The 23,336-nt window shown below is 71.1% G+C and carries 20 protein-coding genes and 1 pseudogene; 10 read left to right on the forward strand and 11 right to left on the reverse strand.

Annotated features, from left to right (window positions below; all coding sequences use genetic code 11):
* Positions 1-55: 55 nt before the first annotated feature.
* The 7 genes and pseudogenes from O7614_RS19495 to O7614_RS19525 all read right to left on the reverse strand — a co-directional run bounded on the left by O7614_RS19495 (position 56) and on the right by O7614_RS19525 (position 6,961).
* A complete protein-coding gene (locus O7614_RS19495) occupies positions 56-331 on the reverse strand; it encodes a hypothetical protein (protein ID WP_278139898.1) in 276 nt (91 codons plus the stop codon).
* Between the two features lie 107 nt (positions 332-438).
* Positions 439-639, reverse strand: a pseudogene (locus O7614_RS19500) (HNH endonuclease); the annotation flags it as partial.
* Between the two features lie 103 nt (positions 640-742).
* The gene (gene ltrA, locus O7614_RS19505) at positions 743-2,245 is read right to left on the reverse strand and encodes a group II intron reverse transcriptase/maturase (RefSeq protein ID WP_278137201.1); all 1,503 of its coding nucleotides are present in this window, start codon (positions 2,243-2,245) and stop codon (positions 743-745) included.
* Positions 2,246-2,711: 466 nt separating this feature from the next.
* Positions 2,712-3,839 carry a DUF222 domain-containing protein gene (locus O7614_RS19510; protein ID WP_278139899.1) on the reverse strand — a complete coding sequence of 376 codons (1,128 nt, stop codon included), beginning with the start codon at positions 3,837-3,839 and terminating at the stop codon, positions 2,712-2,714.
* Positions 3,840-4,068: 229 nt separating this feature from the next.
* Positions 4,069-4,644 carry a DinB family protein gene (locus O7614_RS19515; protein WP_278139900.1) on the reverse strand — a complete coding sequence of 192 codons (576 nt, stop codon included), beginning with the start codon at positions 4,642-4,644 and terminating at the stop codon, positions 4,069-4,071.
* A gap of 73 nt (positions 4,645-4,717) precedes the next feature.
* The gene (locus tag O7614_RS19520) at positions 4,718-5,521 is read right to left on the reverse strand and encodes an IclR family transcriptional regulator C-terminal domain-containing protein (protein ID WP_278139901.1); all 804 of its coding nucleotides are present in this window, start codon (positions 5,519-5,521) and stop codon (positions 4,718-4,720) included.
* A gap of 3 nt (positions 5,522-5,524) precedes the next feature.
* On the reverse strand, positions 5,525-6,961 hold the full coding sequence (locus O7614_RS19525) for an amidohydrolase family protein (RefSeq protein WP_278139902.1): 1,437 nt from the start codon (positions 6,959-6,961) through the stop codon (positions 5,525-5,527).
* Positions 6,962-7,159: 198 nt separating this feature from the next.
* Here O7614_RS19525 and O7614_RS19530 point away from each other — a divergent pair, with 198 nt between their 5' ends.
* From O7614_RS19530 to O7614_RS19560, 7 genes are all read left to right on the forward strand, one after another.
* Positions 7,160-8,296, forward strand: a complete 1,137-nt coding sequence (locus tag O7614_RS19530) for a CoA transferase (RefSeq protein WP_278139903.1) — start codon at positions 7,160-7,162, stop codon at positions 8,294-8,296.
* Positions 8,281-9,051 (forward strand): citryl-CoA lyase, encoded by a 771-nt coding sequence (locus tag O7614_RS19535; RefSeq protein WP_278139904.1) that lies wholly within the window; start codon positions 8,281-8,283, stop codon positions 9,049-9,051. The genes O7614_RS19530 and O7614_RS19535 overlap by 16 nt, the downstream gene beginning before the upstream one ends.
* 30 nt (positions 9,052-9,081) lie before the next feature.
* Positions 9,082-9,948, forward strand: coding sequence for an extradiol ring-cleavage dioxygenase (locus O7614_RS19540; protein ID WP_278139905.1), 867 nt, complete (start codon positions 9,082-9,084; stop codon positions 9,946-9,948).
* Positions 9,945-10,307: a hypothetical protein gene (locus O7614_RS19545; RefSeq protein WP_278139906.1), complete on the forward strand. Its 363-nt coding sequence runs from the start codon at positions 9,945-9,947 to the stop codon at positions 10,305-10,307. Before O7614_RS19540 ends, O7614_RS19545 begins: the two co-directional genes overlap by 4 nt.
* The gene (locus O7614_RS19550; RefSeq protein ID WP_278139907.1) at positions 10,304-11,269 is read left to right on the forward strand and encodes a zinc-binding alcohol dehydrogenase family protein; all 966 of its coding nucleotides are present in this window, start codon (positions 10,304-10,306) and stop codon (positions 11,267-11,269) included. Before O7614_RS19545 ends, O7614_RS19550 begins: the two co-directional genes overlap by 4 nt.
* Positions 11,270-11,353: 84 nt before the next feature.
* Positions 11,354-12,781, forward strand: coding sequence for an aldehyde dehydrogenase family protein (locus O7614_RS19555; RefSeq protein ID WP_278139908.1), 1,428 nt, complete (start codon positions 11,354-11,356; stop codon positions 12,779-12,781).
* A gap of 258 nt (positions 12,782-13,039) precedes the next feature.
* Positions 13,040-13,873 (forward strand): helix-turn-helix transcriptional regulator, encoded by an 834-nt coding sequence (locus tag O7614_RS19560; RefSeq protein WP_278139909.1) that lies wholly within the window; start codon positions 13,040-13,042, stop codon positions 13,871-13,873.
* A gap of 20 nt (positions 13,874-13,893) precedes the next feature.
* On the opposite strand, the gene O7614_RS19565 is transcribed toward O7614_RS19560, so the two are convergent.
* Together O7614_RS19565 and O7614_RS19570 are read right to left on the reverse strand one after the other, a co-directional pair.
* A complete protein-coding gene (locus O7614_RS19565; protein WP_278139910.1) occupies positions 13,894-14,370 on the reverse strand; it encodes a hypothetical protein in 477 nt (158 codons plus the stop codon).
* Positions 14,371-14,522: 152 nt separating this feature from the next.
* Positions 14,523-15,362 carry an AraC family transcriptional regulator gene (locus O7614_RS19570; RefSeq protein ID WP_278139911.1) on the reverse strand — a complete coding sequence of 280 codons (840 nt, stop codon included), beginning with the start codon at positions 15,360-15,362 and terminating at the stop codon, positions 14,523-14,525.
* Between the two features lie 50 nt (positions 15,363-15,412).
* Between O7614_RS19570 and O7614_RS19575 the strand changes: the two genes are divergently transcribed.
* The 3 genes from O7614_RS19575 (at position 15,413) to O7614_RS19585 (ending at position 19,983) form a co-directional block, all read left to right on the forward strand.
* Positions 15,413-15,835 carry a DUF2000 domain-containing protein gene (locus O7614_RS19575; protein ID WP_278139912.1) on the forward strand — a complete coding sequence of 141 codons (423 nt, stop codon included), beginning with the start codon at positions 15,413-15,415 and terminating at the stop codon, positions 15,833-15,835.
* Positions 15,836-15,957: 122 nt separating this feature from the next.
* The gene (locus O7614_RS19580; RefSeq protein ID WP_278139913.1) at positions 15,958-18,216 is read left to right on the forward strand and encodes an esterase-like activity of phytase family protein; all 2,259 of its coding nucleotides are present in this window, start codon (positions 15,958-15,960) and stop codon (positions 18,214-18,216) included.
* Positions 18,217-18,369: 153 nt separating this feature from the next.
* Positions 18,370-19,983 (forward strand): ricin-type beta-trefoil lectin domain protein, encoded by a 1,614-nt coding sequence (locus O7614_RS19585; protein WP_278139914.1) that lies wholly within the window; start codon positions 18,370-18,372, stop codon positions 19,981-19,983.
* A gap of 52 nt (positions 19,984-20,035) precedes the next feature.
* On the opposite strand, the gene O7614_RS19590 is transcribed toward O7614_RS19585, so the two are convergent.
* Together O7614_RS19590 and O7614_RS19595 are read right to left on the reverse strand one after the other, a co-directional pair.
* On the reverse strand, positions 20,036-22,570 hold the full coding sequence (locus O7614_RS19590) for an ABC transporter permease (RefSeq protein ID WP_278139915.1): 2,535 nt from the start codon (positions 22,568-22,570) through the stop codon (positions 20,036-20,038).
* Positions 22,567-23,325 (reverse strand): ABC transporter ATP-binding protein, encoded by a 759-nt coding sequence (locus O7614_RS19595; protein WP_278139916.1) that lies wholly within the window; start codon positions 23,323-23,325, stop codon positions 22,567-22,569. The genes O7614_RS19590 and O7614_RS19595 overlap by 4 nt, the downstream gene beginning before the upstream one ends.
* Positions 23,326-23,336 lie beyond the last annotated feature (11 nt).

Genomic DNA, 23,336 nt, shown 5'->3' on the forward strand with positions numbered 1-23,336 from the left:
TCGTCGGGGTGGCGATCAGGCAGCAGGGCCGCCGCCAGACGGGCAGCGGTCGGGATCAGCCCGGCCAGGGCCGGGGATCGCTGTGCAGCACGGCGGGCACGGCGGGCACGGCGGGCACGGCGGGCACGGCGGGCACGGCGGGCACGGCGGGCACGGCGGGCACGGCGGGCACGGCGACGACGATCGTGTGGGATGGCACGGCAGCGACCGCAGCGAGCACGAAGCGGCGGGCACGGCGGAAACGGCGGCGTCGCCCGCGTGGTTTCGACCCGCGCTCCACCGGCAGCACCGAGCCTGCCCGGGAGCAGGGCGAGAGCGGTGCGCGGATCATGGTCCCGCGCCTCCCCTCGTCTCGGTGGCGGAGGGAATCAGAGCGTGCCGTGCCGCCCAGTTGGTCGGCCTGCTGACCGGGGTGATCGTCGTGTGCTCGTGGTGCGCTCACGTTCGTCGGTGGTAGTGGTTGCGGCGGGGTAGTTGTTCGGGGTCTAGCCAGGCCGGCGGGACGAACTCGGGGTGACCGTCGCCGGCCAATCGCACGGCCCAGTCGCTGTGGTGCAGGTGCCGGTGGTGGTGGCCGCAGAGCAACACGGCGTTGGCGAGGCTGGTGTCGCCGCCGTCGGCCCAGTGGTGGATGTGGTTGAGTCGGCCCGGGGCGCGGTGGCGGCGTTGCCGCTGCCCCGTTTCCCCGGGCCGCTCTCCGAACCCGGCGTGCGACTTTCACCGCACCGGGCTCTCCACGAGGTCATGCCATCTGGTCGGTGATCTGTAAGGGCCAAGGGGATGGGATCGTGTTGCCTCGCAGCCGGTATCGGCTGACTCGTGTTGAGGCGATGTTGAACAGTTCGATCCCGTCCAGGGCGATGGGACGCCAGCCAGTAGGGCCGCGTAACCATCGCCGGACGTCTCTCCAAGGCATGCGTTGGCGGCGCATCACCCAGTGCACGACGCGCCACCAGACGAAGGTCTGGAGTTTGTCGAAGGTGTGTTTGGCCACCGCGTGTTTGAAGTAGTTCGCCCAGCCACGCTGGATCTGGTTGATCCGGATCAGCGTTGCCCGGTACTCGGCCTGGGACAATCTGCGGGTCAGAGTTCGGATCTTTGCCTTGAAATCGCGGACTGGCCTGTCTGCGATGAAGGTGTAGACGTAGCTCTTATCCGTTCCCCGTTTACGCATCCACTTGATATGGAAGCCGAGGAAGTCGAACCCGTCGCTCATGTGCACCACCTGGGTTTTCGCCACGGACAGGCGAAGTCCCACAGGTGCCAGCACCCTGCTCACCTCCTCGCGCACCGTTTCGGCGTTGGTTTGGGTACCGAACACCAGCACGACGAAGTCGTCCGCGTAGCGGACCATCCGCCAGGTGCCCAGCCCGTTGCGACGCCGGGTCTTGCGGCGCTCGTGGCTCCATGACCGCCACTGAGCGTCGAAGTGCTCATCGAGCACGCTCAGAGCGATGTTGGCCAGCAGCGGTGAGAGAATGCCCCCTTGAGGAGTGCCGGTGAGGCTGTCCTCCCGATCACCGGATCTGGTCATGACTCCGGCTTTCAGGAACGCCTTCACCAGGGCCAGTACACGTTTGTCCGAGATCCGTAGACGCATCCGATCCATCAACGCGGTGTGGTCGATGGAATCGAAACACGCTTCGATGTCGGCATCCAGGACCCACTGATAACCCTTCGTGCCCAACATCTGAATCTCGGCAATCGCGTCGTGCACTCGCCGGTTGGGCCGGAAACCGAACGATGACGGCTTGAAGTCCGCCTCGAAGATCGGCTCCAACACCAGCTTCAGCGCCGCTTGGACCACCCGGTCGGTAACCGTCGGGATCCCCAACTTGCGGACCTTGCCCGACCCGCGCTTCGGAATCAGTTGCTGCCGCACCGGCAACGCCTGAAACTCTCGCGCTTTCAACCGCTCTCGAATGCGTTCCAAGAACGCCTGTTCACCGACCCGCTCCCGAATGTCAAAGACGGTTGAGCCGTCCACACCCGCAGAACGGGCCCCGGCGTTGCCCGCGACCCGGTCGAACGCCATCATCAGCGTCGCCGGGTCATACACCAGGTTGTACAGATCATCGAAGCGACGGCACGGATCGGCCGTCGCCCATTGGTGCAATTTGGTCTGCATCCGTCGTACCCGCGCCTGCGCCAACCCGGCGTCAGGCCACGCGCCCGGAACATTCACTCCGGGATCTTCGACCATCACAGTCCCTTCCTTGCTGACCTCGCTGTCGCCCTTCGCCATGCGGCCGGCTCTCCCGACCTCGGACTACTACGGCGACTCCGCCCCGTCACGGCCGGATCGGCCGACGGTGGACCCAGCCCCACCCGCGTTGGCCACGCGGTATCAGGCACGTCCGTGACGGTTCCCGTGTTCACTGACCGATCGATCGTCGAAGGAGGCGCCTGGCTCTACCCCCGCGGCATCGCCACGACTACCCCGCGGCACTTCGTCGTGGCCTCCAGCCGGCCGTCCACATCACCGACCCGGAGTTCCCCGCCCATCAGGGGCGGGTACGCACCGCGCCCAGCCATCTGCCAGATTCCCAGCTGGTGGTCCATTAGGGGGCTTCACACACCAGTTCCTCACGTACACCTCTCCGACTCGCTAGCCGAACCCGCACCATCTGGCAGTACTGGCACGCCTCGGCGTCGTCAGGGGCCGCTTGCCGCCAGGCCCGGCACCTCCCGAACCCGGCTGCCCCTCAGCTTCACCGTCCTGCCGCGACAGGACGGCGGTGGTGGTCTCTCACCTCCACTCGATCAATCAGCGCCTCACGGCGCACGTGTGCGTCGCACCAGCGCGGTGGTCGGTCGCAACCGGGGAAGGCGCAGCCACGGTCGCGCAGCACCAGGGCTCGCCGGAGAGGACCGGTGACGAGGCGGCGTTGCCGACCGAGGTCCAGTGGTTGGCCAGCTCCGCTGAGGACGGCCGGGAGGATGCCGGCGTCACAGGCGAGTCGGCGCACGGCCTCGGGAGTGAGGTGCAGGCCGGTGTCGAGGGTGCTGCCGCCCAGTTGCCGGGTCAACCCGTCGTAGTCGGTGGTCACGACGACCTGGGCGCAATCACCGCCGTGCTCGGGCAACTCGCCGGTGCGCAGGGCGAGGCGGCACACGTCACCGAGGGCGTCGTGCCGGCGCTGCCCGGGAGTGCGCTGGTCGTCAGGACCCGACGGCGCGTTGAGGGGGTCGATGGCGGCGCGGAGCAGCCCAGCGGTTTCGGAGTCGAGGATGCCGGTGAGTCGCAGGCGGCCGTCAGTGAGGGTGGAGAGGGTGAGGTGGCGGTCGCGGGTGGCACGGCGGGCCTCGGCATCCAGGGCGGCTTTGGCGGCAGCGTCGGCGATGTCGGGTGCGACATGGTCGAGGATGCGGGTGCTGAGTCTGCGCAACAGGGTGGGGTCGAATTGCCCCGCCCACTCGACGAGCACCCCGACGGCTTTGTCGGCGGCCTCGGGACTCGCGGAGGTCTGCACGGCGTCGACGGTGTCGGCGATGATCCGGGCCTGGTCCACGGTGATACGACCGTCGGCGAGTGCGTTGCGTACCCCAGGGTTGCCGGTGTCCAGGACGGCGGCGAGGTCGACGAGGCGGCGGGCGGCCGGGATGGTGAGGCGTAACCGTTCGCGGAGCCAGACCGCGGTGGAGGAGGCGCCCTGGGTGGTGGCGGTGCCCCGCCCGTCGAGCTCACGGATCAGGGCGAGCTGCACCGCGGCGAGGCGCTGCTCGATGCGGTGCGCGGTGTCGAGCGCGGCGATCAGCTCGCCCTCGGGGGACGACCAGGTGGCCGCGTCGGCGCAGGCGGCGATGGCGTCCTCTGCCTGCGTCAACTCCTCGACCATGACATCAACCTAGAACATATGTACGACAATCTCAGCCGTCATGATCGATCTGCGGCCGGCCCGGCCAGACGGCAGGCCCGGCCAGACGGCAGGCCCGGCCAGACGGCAGGCCCGGCCAGACGGCAGGCCCGGCCAGACGGCAGGCCCGGCCAGACGGCAGGTGATCCCTCTACCGGGCCAGCTTCGGCTTCATCGCCGCCACCGTCTGGCTTCCATGATCGACAGGGACCTACCTGCGGCGTTCACTGGCGTCGAGGGCGGCCTGCTCCACCCGCTGGCGGTAGTCCAGCCACCATGACTCGTCGACCGGGGGCAGGTTGTCGTTCTCGGACAGCAACCCGGCCGCGCCGTCGATGAGTTCGCGCACGATGTCGGCGTGGCCGGCGTGCCGTTGGGTTTCCGCTATGACGTGGACCAGGACGTGGTGCAACGTGACCGCCGCATCACCCCACCACGGCACGAGGCCGACCTCGTCCAGCGCAAGGGCATCGATGGTGGTGTCGGCGTGGGCGATCGCGCGCCGGTACAGTCCGACGATCTCCTCACGGGTCTCGTCCGCGCTCGCCCACATGTCGGCATTGGGCTCCGCCCCGTCGCCGAGCCAGGGCAACTCCTGCTCGAACGGTCGGCCGAACACGACGCCGAAGTAGAGGGTCTCCATGGCCGCCGAGTGCTTCACCAGACCGAGCAGGTTGGTCGCGGTCGGGGTCAACGGACGCCGAATGTCGTACTCGCCGAGGCCGTCGAGCTTCCACAGCAGCGACTCGCGGCCGCCCTTCAAGTAACTGTGCAGGTCTGCCTTCATCGCGGCACTATGGCATCCGGTCGGGTGTCGGCGCCGCCCCGGACGATCCCACGACGCTCGTGATCGGTGGGACCTAGGTCGTGACCACCGGCACGGCGGCGGTGAGCGCCCAGTCGTGCCCGATGTCGGCGGCCGCGCGCAGCAGCCTCGGAAGGTGCTCCTCGCGCAGGGTCTCCAGGGAGGTCTCGGCGGCGTGCACGGTCACGTTGATGGCGGCGACGACCCGCCCGTCGCCGTCGCGTACGCCGGTGGCGACGGACCGGATTCCCGGCGCCAGGTCCTGGTCGGCGAGCGCCCAGCCCTTGGCCCGGACCTCGCGCAGCACGGCGTCGAGTTCGCCCGGTGCGGGCTGCCAGCGCGGCGTGATGCCGGAGCGGCTCGGCTCGGCGAGGACGGTTTCCAGCGTGGCCGGTGGCAGGGCCGCGAGCAGCACCTTGCCCATCGACGTCGCGGGGGCCGGGAAACGGGTGCCGATGGTGACACCGAGCGTGACGATCTTGGGGACGGCCACCCGGGCGACGTAGACGATGTCGCTGCCGTCGAGCTGGGCCATCGAGGTCGACTCGTTGGTCTGCCCGACGAGGTTCTCCATGTGCGGCCGGGCCACGTCCCACATGTTCAGCGCGTTGACGTACGCCATCCCCAGCTCCAGGACGCGCGGGGTGAGGGTGTGGCCGCGGCCGGCCGCGCGGACGTAGCCCAGCGATTCGAGCGTGATGAGGATGCGCCGGACGGTGGGGCGGGCCAGGCCGGTGGCGGCGGCGATCTCGCTGAGCGTCATCGAGGGGCAGGCGGGACGGAAGGAGCGCAGGACGTCGAGGCCACGCGCGAGGGCCTCGATGAAGTCGGGCCCGGCGCCCCTTCCGTTGTCACTCATTCCTCAATGCTTCCATTGCGCCGACCCGGCGTCCCACTCGGTGTACTGGTACGGGTTCTCCAGGATGGCGGTCTCGGGGATGTCCGGGTTCATGCCGCGCTGCCACGCCTCCTCCCCCATCGTCTCGCGCAGGTGGTCGATGGTCGACGCCACCCTGGCCCGCGCGGCGGCGAGGTCGACGCCGACAAGACGGCCGTCCCGCTTCACGACCCGGCCGCCCACCAGCACTGTGTGCACGTCGGCACGCTGGGCCTGGAAGACGACGTGGCCGTGCGGGTTCAGGATCGGGAACATCACCGGCGAGGCGTCGTTCTTGATCAGGACGACGTCGGCCTGCCGGCCGGGGGTGAGGGCGCCGATGGTGGCGTCCATGCCGAGGGCGCGGGCGCCGCCCCGGGTGGCCCACTCGACGACCTGCTCGGCACGCAGGTGGCAGTGGGTGACGGTCTCCTGCTTGGCGTGCGCCTCCAGGTGCTCCCGGGAGCGGTCCGCGCCGAGCGTGCTCCGCATGGCGGAGAAGAGGTCGCCGCTCCACCAGACGCTGGTGTCCATCGACAGCGACACCGGGATGTCGTGGTGGCGCAGCTGCCAGGTGGGCGGGTAACCCTGGCCGGCGCTCTGCTCACTCTCGGTCGAGACGGAGACCGAGCCGCCGGTCGCGGCGATCCGGTTGTACGAGTCCTGGGTGAGCGTCGCCGCGTGCACGTAGACGGTCGACGGGGTCATGAACCCGTTCTCGTGCATGAGCCGGATGCCGTCGTCGTTGGTGGCGCCCCACACGCCCGCGTGGGTGGTCACCGCGACGCCCAACTCCCGGGCCATCTCGAACGCGGCCCGCTCCGGGAAGGCGGGGTCGCCGGTGACGTCGAAGGCCAGCTGGAAGCCGGCCAGCTTTCCACCGTCGATCCGGCGGCGGTGGAAGTCGCGGAACTCCGGCGAGGTGGCCCACTCCCACGGCCCCTGCTGGATGTTGCCGTAGGCGAGCACGAACCGCCCGTCGACCGCCTCCAGTGCATCCACGGCGGCGTCGGCGTGCTCGGGTGTCTGCAAACCGTGCGACCAGTCGACGGTGGTGGTGACGCCGGCGTCGACCGCCTCGATCGCGCCGAGCAGGTTGCCGGCGTAGACGTCCTCGGGCCGGAAGAGCTTGCCGGATTCGAGGTAGTACCAGACGAAGTACTGCGTCAGGGTCCAGTCGGCGCCGTACCCGCGCATCGCGGTCTGCCACAGGTGCCGGTGGGTGTCGACCATGCCGGGCATGAGGATGCCGCCGGTGGCGTCGATCTCCAGGGCGTCGTCGGGTGCGGTGAGGCCGACGCCGACCTGCGCGATCCGGCCGCCGATGACCAGCACGTCCGCGCCGGGCAGCACGGTGTGTGCGTCGTCCATGGTGAGAACCAGGCCGTTACGAAAGACCACCGGCCGGTCGGTTGCGCTCATTCGCCACCCATTCCTTTCGGGGTACGAGGGGATCCCGGACCGTTGTCCGCTGTGCGGCCAGCCCGAGTGGCGCAAGTGTGGTCCCGGTCACGATTTCATGTCAAGGGCATGTTTCCGGCCGGCTAACGCACCGTTGACAGGTACCCAGCAGTGTCGCAAGCTGTCTCGGCGGACAGGTGTCCGCAGAACGGGCGGAACATGATGCAACATTCGACCGGACCGCTGGCCGGCCTGCTCGTCGCGGACTTCTCCCGGATCCTCGCCGGGCCGTACGCGACGATGCTCCTGGCCGACCTGGGCGCCCAGGTGATCAAAGTGGAGAGCCCCGGTGGCGACGACACCCGCACCTGGATGCCGCCCACCCGCGACGGGGCCTCGACGTACTACCTCGGCATCAACCGCAACAAGCGGTCGATCGCCCTGGACCTCAAGAAGCCTGACGACCTGGCCGCCGCGCAGGAGCTGGCCCGCCGCGCCGACGTGCTGATCGAGAACTTCCGGCCCGGTGGCCTCACCCGGTTCGGCCTCGACTACGACAGCGTCACCGCGAACAACGAGAAGATCGTGTACGCGAGCATCAGCGGCTTCGGCACCGGCGCCGGTCGGGACTTCCCCGGCTACGACCTCATGGTGCAGGCCATCTCGGGCCTGATGAGCCTCACCGGCGACCCGGACGGCCCGCCGTACCGGGCCGGGATCTCCGTCTTCGACGTGATGGCCGGGCTGCACGCGAGCATCGGCATCCTCGCCGCGCTACACCACCGTGGCGAGACCGGGCGAGGTCAGCACGTCGAAGTCAACCTGCTCAGCTCGGCGCTGTCCGGGTTGGTCAACCACTCCAGTGGCTACGTCGCCGGCGGCACCGTCCCGTTCCGGATGGGCAACGCGCATCCCAGCCTCTTCCCGTACGAGCCACTGCCCACCGCCGACGGCGAGCTGGTCGTCATAGCCGGCAACGACGGGCAGTTCCGCAAGCTCTGCCAGGTGCTCGACCTGCCCGGCCTGCCGGACGACAGGCGTTTCGGCCGCAACCAGGACCGCACGGCCAACCGCGAGCAGCTGCGGCCCCTGCTGGTCGAACGCCTCGCCGAGCGGACCACTGACGAGTGGTTCCGGGACCTGCTCGCCGCCGGCGTCCCGTGCGCGCCGATCAACACCATCGACGGCGGTGTCGCGCTCGCCGAGGAGCTGGGGCTCGACCCGGTCGTCACCGTCGCTCACGTGCCCGGCGTCCGCAACCCCATCACCTTCTCCGACACCCCGGCCCGGTACGAGCTGCCGCCGCCGGCGCTCGACGAACACGGCGAGGAGATCCGCGCGTGGCTGAAGAACTGAGCTTTCCCACCGGGATCGGCACCTCCGACCCGACCACCATCTCCCTGCTCGGGCAGGACCTGGCCGCCGACCTGATGGGAACCGTGGGCTTCGGCGAGCTGGCGTACTGGTTGGTCGCCGGCCGCCGGCCCACCCCGGGTGAGGTACGGGTCTTCGAGGCGGTGCTGGTGGCCCTCGCCGACCACGGCTTCACGCCCACGGCGATCGCCGCCCGGCTGACGTACCTGTCCGCGCCCGAGTCGTTGCAGGGTGCGCTCGCCGCCGGTCTGCTCGGCGGCGGCTCCCGCTTCCTCGGTGTCACCGAGGACTGTGGACGCTTCCTGGCCGACACGCTCGCCGAGGCCGGCGAGGTGACCGACTACGACGCGGTGGCGCTCGACGCGGTCACCCGGGCCAGGCAGGAGCGTCGGCTGGTCCCCGGGCTCGGGCACCCCGTACACAAGGAGCAGGACCCGCGCACCCCCGTGCTGATCCGGATCGCCACCGAGGAGGGTGTGCACGGCCCGCACCTGCGGCTGTTCGAGGCGATCGGACGCGTACACCCGCAGGTGCTCGGCCGCACCCTGCCGCTCAACGGTGCCGGAGTCTGCGGCGCGGCGCTGGCCGACCTCGGGCTCCCGGTCGAGATGCTGCGCGGCTTCGCCCTGCTGGCCCGCGCGGCGGGGCTGCTCGGGCACCTCGCCGAGGAGCGACGACGGCCGCTCGGCATGGACATCTACCGCACCGTCGACCGCAACGCCGTCTACGAACCCTGACCCCCTCTTGCACCCCCGAAAGGAGTGGGAATGGCCTCCATCGTCGCGGTCATCGCCTCCACCCACCACCCCTTCTACTACCGGGCCAGCACGGCGACCGGCGAGGATCGACCACCGTTCGCCGACGAGTGGACCCGCAAGATCCTGGCGTTCCGGGAGACGTTGACCCGGGCCCGACCCGACGTGCTGGTGATGGTCGGCTCCGACCACTTCCACCAGCTCTGGCTGGACAACATGCCGCAGTTCCTGGTCGGCAAGGCACCCTTCTACGACGCCAACTGGTACAACGAGGAGCGCGAGTTCGGGCTGCCCCGGATGTTGCTCACCGGCCAGGAGGACCTGTCCGGGCACATCCTGCGGGCCGGGCTCGACGCCGGCTTCGACCTCGCGTTCAGCAACGAGCTACGCATCGACCACAGCATCACCTGCCCGATCATCACGCTGCGGCCCGAGGCCGACCTGCCGATCGTGCCGATCTACACGAACATCTTCGCGCCGCCGCTGCCGCAGCCGAAGCGCTTCGTCCAGCTCGGCCAGAGCATCCGGGACATCGTCGAATCGTGGCCGTCGCACCTGCGGGTGGCCGTCATCGGGACCGGTCACCTCTCGCTGGAACTGGGCGGCCCCCGGCAGTTCGGCCCGCACGGCCCGGACCCGGAGTTCGACCAGCGGGCCGTCGAGTGGATCGCCAACGGCGACCTGGACGAGTGCCTGCGTGAGGTCACCCTGGACAGCCTGCACTCACCGGGCAACGCCACCCACGGCTTCATGGACTTCATGCTGATGATGGGCGTGGCCGGTGCCGGCGTGAAGGCCGACTACGTCGACACCCTCGATCTGTTCCACACCATGGAGGCGTACTTCACCTGGTACCCGAACGGAGCGCCGACGGCATGAGCAAGTATCTGCTGAACAAGTTCCTCTTCATGGTCGACCGGGACCCGGAGCTGGTCGAGCGCTACCGCAGCGAGCCGCGCGAGCTGGTCACCTGGTGGGAGGCCGAGTGCGCCAACACCGTGCTGAACTGCCACACCGGCGAGGCGAGCAGCTGGCTGCGCCTCGACGACGTGGAGCGCGAGGCGCTGGCCACCCACGACCACGTGAAGCTGTTCGAGCTGGGCGCGCACCCGTTCCTCACCCTGACCCTCTTCATCGCCCTCTTCGAGCGGGACAACACCGAGCCGCTGGAGTACCAGAAGTCCTACGGCGCGCGGCTGGCCCACTTCTCGATGCCCTACCCGGACATCGCGACGTGATCCGCGCGGCAGTGCTCACCACCTGCGGCACCGCACCGACGATCGCCCAACGGCCGGCGCCCGTGCCGGCCGACGGTGCGGTGACGGTCACCGTCGAGGCCGTGCCGATCACCCCGCTGGACGTGCTCTGTGCCGGCGGCACCAGCTACTTCGGCACGCCGGCCACCCCGTACGTGCCGGGTGTGCAGGGGGTCGGTCGGCTCGCCGACGGCTCCCCCGTCTGGTTCGGCACGTCGGCCGGGATGCGCTCCGGCGTCGACGGCAGCATGGCGACCACTGTCGCCGTGCCCACCGTCGATGTGGTGGCGCTGCCGGCCGGCGTACCGCTGACCCTGCTCGCGGCCCTCGGTCTCTCCGCGGTCGCCGCACATGCGGCGCTGACCCACGCCGGCGGCCTGGCGGCCGGCGAGCAGGTCGTCGTGCTCGGGGCCGGGGGTGTGGTCGGTCAGGCCGCCGTCCAGCTCGCCCTGCTCGGCGGCGCCCGGCGCGTCATCGCCGTGGCCCGGTCGGCCGCCGCCCGGGCCCGCGCCGAGGAACTCGGCGCGGCCGTCTCCGTCCCGCTACTCCCCGACGACGATGTCGCGTCGATGGCCGACCGGCTGCGCCACGCCGCCGACGGGCCGGTCGACCTCGTCCTCGACCCGGTCTTCGGTGTGCCCGCCGCGGCGGCGCTGCGGGTGCTGCGCCCCGGTGGGCGGCTGGTCAACCTGGGTAGCGCGGCCGGCGCGTCGGCGCCCATCGAGTCTGCCGTGCTGCGCGGCGGCGCTCTGCGGATGATCGGCTACACCAACAACGGGCTGTCGACCGACGAGCGGGCCGCGGCGCTGACCGTGGTGGCCGGGCACGCGGCGGCCGGCCGGCTCACCGTCGACCACGAGATCGTGCCCTTCGACGCCGTCGCGGACGCCTGGACGCGGCAGGACGCCGGCACCACCGCCGGCCGGATCGTCCTCGCGCTCTGACCGGTCCGGACCCCAGCCAGGGATCGCGGAACCCTGGATGAACCGCACCTGGTTGGGGTTCCGGCACGGTGCGACGGTCGGTCCATGACAGCTTCCACCCACTCCGTCGCCGGCCACTGGATCGGCGGCGAGACCGTCACCGGCTCCGCCGGCGGCACCCTTCCCGTCGTGAACCCGGCCACCGGCGAGGTCGTCGCCGAGACCCCGGCCGGCACCGCCGCCGACGTCCACCACGCCGTCGCCGCGGCCCGGGCGGCCTTCCCCGCCTGGGCGGCGACCACACCGCAGCACCGGGCGGACGTGCTGCGTCGCCTCGGCGCCGGCCTCGCCGCCCGTACGGAGGAGATCGCCCAGGCGATCACCGCCGAGATGGGCTCTCCGATCGGCATGTCCCGCACCGCCCAGGTCGCGTTCCCGGCCGCGGTGGTCGAGTCCATCGCCGGCCTGGCCGACGACTTCGCCTGGACCGAGGAGGTCGGCAACTCACTGATCGTCCGCGAGCCGATCGGCGTGGTCGGCGCGATCACGCCGTGGAACTTCCCGCTTCAGCAGATCGTCTCCAAGCTGGCGCCAGCCCTGCTCGCCGGAGACACGGTGGTCTTCAAGCCGTCCGAGAACGCCCCGCTGACCGCGCGCATCCTCGCCGAGGTCGCCGCCGAGGCCGGCGTACCGGCGGGTGTGTTCAACGTCGTCTACGGCACCGGCGCGACCGTCGGCGAGGCGATCTCCGCCCACCCGGACATCGACATGATCTCGTTCACCGGCTCCACACGGGCCGGGCAGCGCATCTCCTCGGTGGCTGCGGCGACCGTCAAGCGGGTCGCGCTGGAACTGGGCGGCAAGGGCGCGAACATCATCCTCGACGACGCCGACCTGCCCACCGCGGTCGAGCAGGGCCTCATGATGGCGTTCAGCAACGGCGGTCAGGTCTGCGGCGCGTGGCCACGGATGCTGGTGCCCGCCGCTCGTCAGGACGAGGTCGTGGCGTTGGCCGTCGAGGCCGCGAAGCAGTACACCGTCGGTGACCCGAACGACGAGGCCACCCGGATCGGCCCGATGGCGTCCGAGGCCCACCGGCAGAAGGTCGTCGGGTACATCGAGCGGGGCATCGCCGACGGCGCCCGGCTCGTGTTCGGCGGCCCGGAGCGGCCCGAGGGGCTGACCGGCGGGGCCTACGTCCAGCCGACGATCTTCGCCGACGTGGACCCGACCTCACCGATCGCCCAGGAGGAGATCTTCGGCCCGGTCCTGACGATCATCCCGTACGCCGACGAGGAGGAGGCCGTGGCGATCGCCAACGGCACGCAGTACGGCCTGACCAGCGGCGTCTTCGGTGAGCCAGAACACGCTCTGGCAGTCGCCCGGCGGCTGCGCGTGGGACAGGTCGACGTGAACGCCGGCCACTGGAACCCTCTCGCACCCTTCGGTGGCTACCGGCAGTCCGGCAACGGTCGCGAGTTCGGCCGCTTCGGCCTGGAGGAGTTCCTGGAGACCAAGTCCATCCAGCGCTGACCGCGCGCCTCCAGCCCGCCCTCTCCGGTCGATCATGGAGTTGTGGTGCCTGCTCCGCACCTGTTTCAGGTATTTTGTCGACCACACAACTCCATGATCAACGGGGCGGGGCCGGGCGGGGTGGGGCGGGGTGGGGCGGGGCGGGGTGGGGCGGGGTGGGGCGGGGTGGGGCGGGGTGGGAGCTGGAACAGGGTTGTTGGGTTTGACTGTTGCTATCGAGGTGCCGGCCAGCGTCGGCGCCCAGCGATCGGAGAGACCGTGGACCGCGCCCAACTTGCGAGTTTCCTGCGTACGCGGCGGGAGGCGCTGCAACCGGAGGACGTCGGACTGCCCCGGGGCCAACGCCGACGCACCGGTGGGCTGCGGCGCGAGGAAGTGGCCGCGCTGAGCGGTATGTCCACCGACTACTACAGCCGGCTGGAGCAGCAGCGCGGGCCGCACCCGTCGGAGCAGATACTCGCCGCGCTGGCTCGTGGCCTACGGCTCTCGCTGGCCGAACGAGACCACCTGTTCCAGCTCGCCGGGCACGCCGTTCCGCACCGCGCCGTACGGGCCGACCACGTCAACCCGGGGATGATGCGCATCCTCGACCGGATGCACGACACTCCGGCCCAGGTGGTGAACCACCTCGGCGAGACCCTGGCGCAGACCGCGCCCGCCGTCGCCCTGCTCGGTGACGAGACCCGGTACACCGGGCTGGCCCGCAGCGCCCACCACCGCTGGTTCACCGACCCGGAGGCACGACAGCTGCACCCCGCGGAGGACCACGAGACGCAGAGTCGACTCCTCGTGGCGCACCTGCACGCCTCCTACATTCGGGACGGCCGGGGTTCGCGGGCGGCCGCGCTCGTCGACGACCTGCTCGCCAAGAGCCCGGAGTTCACCCGCCTGTGGCAGGAGCACCCGGTGCCCGGCGGCTACTGCCCGCCGAAGCGCTTCCTGCACCCCGAGGTGGGGCCGATGGAGCTGCACTGCCAGACGCTGGTGGACCCGGACGAGTCCCAGACGCTGCTGGTCTTCACCGCCGTGCCCGGGTCGGAGAGCGACGACAAACTGCGGCTCCTCTCCGTCATTGGAGGGCAGATCGTCTGACCGTTCAGCAGGACCCGCCGTCACATGTAGGTGAGGCTGATCCAGAAGGCTCCGGCGGAGGTCGCGAGCAGACCGCCGAGCGTGCCGCCCATCAGGACCAACGCTGGGGCGAGCCGAAGACGGATACGCAGCAGGAGGAACACGCCGATGGCGACGACGAAGGCGATCACGGCGAGATAGACCAGGAACAGGGCGCTCGCGGTGATCACCATCGTCGCGCCCGCGGCGAGCAGGGCCGCCCACCGGGCACCGAGCTCGCGACGCAAGACAAGGTAGGTGACGGCCCCGCTGAAGAGGGCGACGAACCCCAGCGCGGCGGGCAACGCGAGCCTGGCGAGCATCAGCATGAGCAGGAAGCTCGCGGCGAGGGCGGTCGCCACGCCAACGGCGGCCAGAGCAGCCCGTTGTGCGCCGCGCTCACGCAGCAGAACCAGGTAGGCGACGGCACCGCCGAACACGACTGCACCACCAATAAAGATCATGAGATTCAGGTCCACGGTTCTCCTTCGACGGGGAAACGAGCGGTCGTCGTCGCGCTAGCCGCTTGGCGCGACTGCAGCGTGCCGGCCGCCGCCCGCCACGCTGGAACCCCCGCCGGAATGTGACATGAACACGCGAGCACGACTTCCACACGGGCCGGGACGAGAAGCTACGAACGCTCTCCCTCATCGGGTCTGATCCCGGCGTTGGGCGCGCCGAGGTAGCGGGCCGGGCTGACGCCCAGGTACCGCCGGAAGTGGCGGGTCAGGTGCGCCTGATCGAAGAAGCCGGCCTCGGTGGCGGCCGCGGCAGGCCGCTGCCCGGTGAGGAGCAGGCGACGAGCCAGTTCGACCCGTCGACCGGTCAGGTACGAATGTGGCGGCAGCCCGTGCGCGTGGGTGAACGTCCGGACCAGGTGGGTCGGGTGGGCGTGCAGCAACTCGGCGGCCTCGCGCAGCGTGACGCCCTCGATGGTCCGGGCGTCCAGCAGCTCCCGCAGGCGGACCGCGAGGCCGCGTGCCGCCGGTTGGACGCTGACCGAAGCACGCTGGGCGAACCGCTGACGCAGCCGGTCCAGGATGAGCGCGAGCCTACTTTCGGCTTCGAACTCGTCTCCGGGCACGGCGAGCACCTGGTGCAGCTGGTGGATCCTGTCCCGTAGCTGCGGATCGGCCACGCCAGGCTCGTCCACCGCCCGGCCGACCAGCTCGGCACCGAGCGCCGAGGTGTCGAGGTACAGGACCCGCTTGCGGAAACCGTCGGCGGTGGCCGCGCGGCCGTCGTGCGGTACGTGTGGCGGCAGCAGGGTGACCGAGGTGGGCAGCGCGCCGTGCCGGTGCCGGTCCAGGTCGTAGCGGACCGCGCCGTCGTCGACGATCAGCAGCGTCCAGACGTCGTGCACGTGCCGCGGGTAGGCGTGGTCCACGAAGTGGGCGTGGAAGACCTCGGCGACCCCGGCTACGGCGGGTCGCCAGGCGCTGACCTGCGAGCCCGCCGGGCGGGTGACCACGCTAACAACGTACAAGACCTGGTCGGCGGCGTGCGGGCAGGCTCGACGCCATGACCGAACCCGTTCAATTTCCCACCAAGATCGCCGTGTTGCTCCGCGACGACCTGGTCAGCTGGCAGCGCCTGAACGTCACCGCGTTCCTGGTCAGTGGCATCGCCGCCGCGGTGCCGGAACTCATCGGCGAGGAGTACCGGGACGCGGACGGCACACCGTACCTGCCGATGTTCGGCCAGCCGGTGCTGGTCTTCGCCGGCGACCGGGCCGCGCTGGTCGGTGCGCACTCGCGCGCGCTCGCCCGCGGGCTGCGTCTGTCCATCTTCACCGCCGACCTGTTCGCCACCGGCAACGACCGGGACAACCGCGCCGCCGTGCAGGCGGTCGGGCGGGAGAAGCTCGACCTGGTGGGCCTGGCGCTGCACGCGCCCCGCAACGTGGTGGACAAGGTACTCAAGGGCGCGACCATGCACCCGTGACCCGGCACGAGAGCGTGCACCGGCTGTTCAGGTGGCGTTCCGGTGGGGGTTCCACTGTGGTGAGCGGCGAGGGCTTGCATCGGCGCGGCGGCAACGGCCGCCGACTCGATGCGGGAGGCAATGTGCGTACCACTTCCAGAAGGGCCCGGGCCGTCGCGTCCGCCGCGACGGCGATCTCGCTGCTCGCGGCGGCGCCGGCACTCGGCGCGCCGGCGCACCCGACCCCGGGGCACCCGGGTACGGGCGCGAGCTGCGCGCCGGACGCCTCGCTGCTCGGCTTCTCCGACGCTCTCGACAAGACCACCTTCCGGGGCACCTCCGTCGCCGGCCTGTCCGCGCTGACGTTCGCCCGCCCCGGGCGCGCGCTGGCGCTCGTGGACAACATCGGTACCACTCCCGCCCGGGTCTACGAGCTGGGCCTGGACACCGGCCGGCGTGGGGTGGACGTCGGGGTCCGCGACGTCACGGTGCTCACCCGACCCGACGGAACGCCGTACACCGGGGCGGACTTCGACGGGGAGGGGCTCGTCGCCGAGCGCGGCGGGGCCACCGTCCTGGCCAGTTCGGAGCGGGAGCCGTCGATCCGCCGGTTCCGGCTCTCCGACGGCCGGGAGATCGCTTCACTGCCCGTGCCGGCCCGCTTCCAGGTGGCCCCGGCCGGCGAGGCCGCGGTCAACCAGACCTTCGAGGCGCTGGCCGCCACCGCGGACCACCGGGTGCTCTACGCCGGAATGGAGGGCCCGCTCGCCGCGGACGGCCGCGACGCCGACGGCCGGGGCCGGCAGCGGATCATCCGGTACGACGGCCGCGAGGGCGGCGCGTACGCCCCGACCGCCCAGTACGCCTACCGCACCGATCCGAACCTCGGCCTGGTCGAGCTGATCGCACTCGGCGACGACCAACTGCTCGCCGTGGAGCGCGGCTTCACCGCCGGGGTGGGCAACACCGTCCGGGTGTACCGGGTCTCGGCGACCGGCGCGCCCGACGTGTCCGCCGTCCCGTCCCTGGTGACGGAGACCGATCCGCGCTCCTGGCTCGGCAAGGAACTGCTGGTCGACGTCGCCGACTGCCCGCCGTCCGGCGCGACCACGAAGCAACCGCAGCCCAACCCGTTGCTGGACAACATCGAGGGCGCCGCGCTCGGGCGTGACCTGCCCGGCGGTCGCCGCGAGCTGTACCTCGTCTCCGACGACAACGGCAGCGCCACCCAGACCACCCGGGTGTACGCGCTGTCGGTGAGGCTGCGTCCCGAGGTGACGCTGCGGGACCGGGCGCTGCTGTCCGCGACCGCGTACCAGCCCGGCCCCATCTCCGGCACCCAGCTCGCCACCAACCCGGTCAACGGGATCACCGCGCCCTTCCCCGGCCAGCCCATTCCCGGCTTCTCCGCGGTGATCCCGGCCCAGCCGGGTGATCGTTCCGGCAAGCGGCTGCTCGCCATGCCGGACAACGGGTTCGGCGCGAAGACCAACTCGGCGGACTTCCTGCTGCGGGCGTACGAGATCGAACCGAACTACCAGCGTCACGCCGTGACGGTCCGTGGGCACATCAGCTTCCGCGACCCCGACCACAAGGTGCCCTTCCCGATCGTCAACGGCGACACGCGGGACCGGCTGCTGACCGGCGCTGACTTCGACATCGAGTCGCTGGCCCGCGACGCGCGCGGCAACCTCTGGATCGGCGACGAGTTCGGCCCGTACCTGGTCCGTACCGACAAGACCGGCAAGGTGCTCCAGGCGCCGATCCCGCTGCCGGACGGGACCAAGTCCCCGCAGTCGCCGGATCTCGCGCCGGGCGAAACCCCGACCCTGCGGGCCAGCAACGGTTTCGAGGCGATGGCGGTCAGCGAGGACGGCTGGACCCTCTACCCGATCCTCGAAGGCGCCCAGGTCAACGACCCGGACCAGCGTCGCCGGGTCGTCTACGAGTTCGACGTACGGCACAACCGGTACACCGGTCGTACCTGGTCGTTCCGGGTCGACGACCCGTCCCTGCTGGTCGGCGACGCGGCGGTGCTCGACGACCACCGGCTGCTGGTGATCGAGCGGGACAACGGCATGGGCCAGCAGTCGTTGGTCAAGCGCCTGGTGGTGACCGACCTGGACGACGTGGGCGCCGACGGGTACCTGCCCCGCCGTACCGCGGTCGACCTGATGCACATCGCCGACCCGAAGGGCGTCTCCACCCCGGCCCGCCCGGGCGAGTACGGCGTCGGCCCGCTCTTCTCGTTCCCGCTGCAGTCGGTCGAGTCGGTGCTGCCACTCGGCGGTGACCGGGTGCTCGTCGCCAACGACAACAACTTCCCGGGCAACGACGGTCGTATCCCGGGTCGCCCGGATGACACGGAGCTGATCGTGATCGACGTGCCCGGTCTGCGGTAGCCCGTCGAACCGGACGGCCCTCGGCGCACGGCGTCGGGGGCCGTCCTCGTCCCGACAGGTCCTCGGGGAACGAAGAGACATTGATATTGATGCCTGCGGCTGTAATGATTAACAGACTTTACAGTTGGATCCGCCGCTCGGAAGGACCCCGACATGGCGCAACGATTGGCCCGGCCAAGCCCTCGCTGGCCCCGCATCCGGTTGACCGCCGTGCTCGCCGCGGCCCTGCTCGCCGTACCGACCGGCCTGGTCGTCGGCGCCTCACCCGCGACCGCCGCCGCGACGGGTGCCATCACCGGGTACGGCGGCAAGTGCGTCGACGTGGCCGCCGCGAACCCGGCCAACAGCACAGCCGTCCAGCTCTACACCTGCAACGGCTCGACGGCGCAGCAGTGGACGGTGGGCGACGACGGCACGATCAGGGCGCTGGGCAAGTGCCTCGACATCGCCGCCGCCGGCACCGCCAACGGTGCTCGGGTGCAGATCTACGACTGCAACGGCACCGGGGCGCAGCAGTGGTCGCCCAGCGCCGCCCAGTTGGTCAACCCGGCCTCGGGCAAGTGCCTCGACGCGACCGGTCCCAGCTCGGCCGACGGCACCCCGCTGCAGATCTGGAGCTGCACCGGGAGCGCCAACCAGGCGTGGACACTGCCCACCGGCGGCGGCACCACACCACCGCCCTCGGGTGGATTCACCCACCCCGGCGTGCTGGTCAGCCGAGGCCAACTCGACTTCGTCCGCGGCCGGGTGCAGGCCGGCGCCCAGCCGTGGGCGGCGGCCTACAACCAGATGATGAGCAGCCGGTACGCCTCCCTGTCGCGTACGCCGGCACCCCGTTCGGTGGTCGAGTGTGGTTCCTACTCCAACCCGAACAACGGCTGCACCGACGAGCGGGAAGACGCGATCGCGGCGTACACCGACGCGCTCGCCTGGTACGTCACCGGGGACGCCCGGTACGCGCAGAAGTCGATCCAGATCATGGACGCGTGGTCGGCCACGATCACCGCGCACACCGGCAGCAACGCCCCACTGCAGACCGGTTGGGCCGCCTCGGTCTGGCCCCGGGCGGCCGAGATCATCAAGTACACGTACACGAGCTGGCCCAACGCCAACCGCTTCGCCACCATGCTGCGCAACGTCTACCTGCCGGTGGTGCGCAACGGTTCGAACAGCAACGGCAACTGGGAACTCACCATGATGGAGGCGGCGGTCGGCATCTCGGTCTTCCTGGAGGACCGCAGCGCCTACGACGCGGCGGTCAGCCGCTTCCTCAACCGCACCCGGGCCTTCGTCTACCTGCCCAGCGATGGCGCGTTGCCGTACACGATGCCCGGCAGCGGTTTGGACACCAGCTCCGAGATCATCAACTACTGGCAGGGCCAGTCGACCTTCGTCGCCGGCCTCGCCCAGGAGACCTGCCGCGACTTCGTCCACACCGGGTACGGGATCTCCGCCATCTCACACGTCGCGGAGACCTCCCGGATCCAGGGACGGGACCTGTACCCACAGGTCGGTGAGCGGCTACGGCACGCGCTCGGCTTCCACTCGCGCTACCAGCTCGGCGAGGCGCCGCCCTCCTGGCTCTGCGGCGGCAGCCTCACCCGGGGCCTCGGCCCGATCACCGAGGTCGGCTTCAACGCGATGAGCACCCGGCTGGGCAACGTCATGACCAACACCCAGACCCTCACGCAGCAACAACGTCCGGCCGGAACCAACAACCTCTTCGTCGCCTGGGAGACGTTGACCCACGCCAACAACCCCAACTGACCCAGGCCGTCGTGGGGCGGCGCCGAATACGCGGCGCCACCCCACGACGTGCTCAGTTGTCGGCCCCCAGTGCCACCACCGGGCTGACCCGCGCGGCCCGCCTGGCGGGGAGCACCCCCGCCAGCGCGGTCAGCCCGACCAGCGCCACGAAGAGCCCGGCCAGCGGCAGCACCGGCGCGGTCAGCGGCGCGTTGACCCCGAGGGCCCGGATCGCCAGCCAGCCGTACGGGATGCCGAGCAGCAGGCCGATGGTGGCACCGATCACCCCGTAGAGGCCGGATTCGACGGTCAACATGGTGCGCAGGCCGGCCCGGGACAGGCCGATCGCCCGGAGCAACCCGGACTCGCGTACCCGCTCGACCACCGAGAGCGCGGTCGTGGAGCCCACACCGACCACCGCGATCAGCACGGTCATGCTGACCAGGCCGACCGCGATCCAGATCAGGCTGCTCAGCACATCGGCGTTTCGGTCCCGTTCGTCGGCGAGCACCGCGAGGCCCACACTGTCGCTGCCCCCAATCGCCTGACGCAGTGCCCGCACACCCGCGGTGCGGCCGTCCTCGCCGGAACCGGCCGCATCGGCCAGCAGACCGGTGTACGCGGCCGGCACGCCGAGCCGGTCCAGGTCGGCCCGGTCGGCGAGGATGCCCGCGTGCAGCGGGCCGTCACCGGGCAGGACCGCTGCCACCCGCACGTCGACCCTGCGCGCGGCGATGGCGAGCGTGACGGTGTCGCCGGCCCGCAGGCCGGTGTCCCGGGCGACCCACCTGTTGAGCACGATCCGGCCCGGGCCACGATCGGTCAACGTGCCCTGGGCGACGTCCAGGTCGCCGGTGGTCGGCAACGCCGCCAGGTCCAGGTCGTTCGTCGGGTAACCCGACTCGACGTCGCCGAGCTTGTCCGCACCGCGCATCAGCGTGACGTCGTCGACCCGCCGGTACGGCACCACTCGGGCCAGCGCGCCGCGCGCCGCCTCGGCGCGGGTCACGACAGCGGCCGGCAGTACCCCACCGTTGCTGCTGACCTCGAAGTCGCTCGGTGCGGAGAGGGCCAACTCGCGGTCGGCGAGGACCTGCAGCGACGCACCGCCGATGACCACCCCGGAGATCAGGGTCACGCCGAGCGCGACGACAACCGAGACCGCGGCAGCGCGGCGCGGCGTCCCGCCGATCCCGCCGACCGACATCCGCCCGAGCGGCCCGAGTTGACGCAGTGGCCAACCCACCACGGCGAGCACCGGACGCACCAGCAGCGGGCCGAGGGCCACCAGCGCGAAGAACGCCAGGGTGCCGGAGGCGACCAGCAGGAGCAGTGGCATCGTCGGGTCGTAGTTCGACTGGTCGGGCTTCGGCAACCGGCTGATCGTCGCGACTGCGGCCGGGGCCGCGCCGGCCACCAGGAGCAGCCCGCACACCAGGCGCAGCACCCCGATGCCGCGTCGGCCGGCGGTGGTGCTCGCCGTACGCAGCGCCTCCAGCGGAGAGACCCGGGCGGCGGAGAGTGCCGGCGCCAGGACGGCCAGCACGGTGACGACGCCGGCACCGATCACCACCATGACCGCCGCCGCCAGTGGCAGGCCCGGGGACGAGACCGCCATTCCGGAGGCGCGCAGAACCGCGGGCAGGGCGTACCCGAGGGCGAGGGCGCTGGCGACCCCGACGACGCCGGCGACCAACCCGGTCAGGGCTCCCTCGGCGGTCAACGCCCCCACCAGGGTGCCCCGACCCGCGCCGACCGCGCGCAGTAGCGCGAGCTGGCGCATCCGCTGGGCGAAGACGATGCGGAAGGTCGAGGTGACCACCAGCGCCGCGGCGACCACCGCGATCGAGACGAACATGCCCACCAGGATGAAGAGTTTCCCGACCTCCTCGGCCGCCGCGTTGGCCTCCGCCTGGCGTACCTCGGCACCGGAGCGGACCGACTGGTCGGCCGCGAACGCCGCGGTCACCCGTTGGCGGACGGCGTCCACCGACTGACCGGGGGCCACCCGCACATCGAGGCGTTCCACCGCGGTCAGCCGCGCCCAGGCGGTCACGACACTGTCCGGGGCGTAGGCGTCGAAGCCCGCGTCGGCGGGGGCGTCGACCACACCGGCGACGGTGAGCCGGGTGGGCGTGGTGAGCTCGCCGCCCGTACCGGTGGTCGTGGCGCCCACCGCGAGCCCGAGCCGCTCGGCGGTGCGCGGCGTGATTGCGATCTCTCCGGGCTGGTCCGGGTAGCTACCCTCGATCACCCGGACCGTGGTGAGCGGACCGCTGCCGGGGTCGGCCTGCAGGTTGAGGTACCCCTCGCCTACCGAGACGCCGATAGCCACCCGCGCCACCGCCTCGGCCACACCGGGCACGGTGCGGACGTGCTGCAGCTCCGTCACGGTGGGTGGCGGGTGCTCGGGGCTGCCGATCACCAGGTCGGTGGCGGCCGGGGTGGCGCTCAGGTTGTCCCGCACGGTTCGTTCGGTGATCTGCTGCACCAGCACGGTGCCGAAGACGACGAACGACGCGACCAGGATCGCCAGGCCGGTCAGGACCAGCCGGCCGGGTCGCCGAGCCGCGGCGCTCGTCTGGGTACGCAGCACGGTCGCCCTCATGCGCGGGCCCCCAGCTCACGCAGCGCGTCGGTGACCGACACCTGGTCCGGCTTGTCGATCTCGCCGGCGACCCGCCCGTCGGCGAGCAGCACCACCCGGTCGGCGTACGCGGCGGCGATCGGGTCGTGGGTGACCATGACGACGGTCTGGCCGAGGTCGCGTACCGAGTCGCGCAGGATGGTGAGCACCTCGGCGCCGGAGCGGGAGTCGAGGTTGCCGGTCGGCTCGTCGGCGAAGACCACCTCGGGCCGCGCCACCAGCGCCCGGGCCAGCGCGACCCGCTGCTGTTGGCCGCCGGAGAGCTCGCTGGGCCGGTGGCCGAGGCGGTCACCGAGGCCGAGCTCCCGCACCAGGTGCTGGAAGAGCTCGGCGTCGGGCTCCCGGCCGGCGAGGTCCAGCGGCAGGGTGATGTTCTGCGCGGCGGTGAGCTGCGGCAGCAGGTTGAAGGACTGGAAGACGAACCCGATGCGGTCCCGGCGTACCCGGGTCAGCGTCCGGTCCGACTGACCCGTCAGCTCCGTCCCGCCGAGCAGGACGCGTCCGGAGGTCGCCGTGTCGAGGCCGGCGAGGCAGTGCATCAAGGTCGACTTGCCGGACCCGGACGAGCCCATGATCGCGGTGAACTCGGCCCGGCCGAAGCCGACCGAGACCCCGTCCAGGGCACGGACCGCGGTGTCGCCGCTGCCGTACACCTTCACCAGGTCGACCGCGGCGACCGCGGCGTGGCTGGTCTCCGGCGGGGCGTGGGTTGTCATTGTTCCTCCAG

Origin of the sequence: Micromonospora sp. WMMD961, assembly GCF_029626145.1 — a bacterium.
Classification (GTDB): domain Bacteria; phylum Actinomycetota; class Actinomycetes; order Mycobacteriales; family Micromonosporaceae; genus Micromonospora.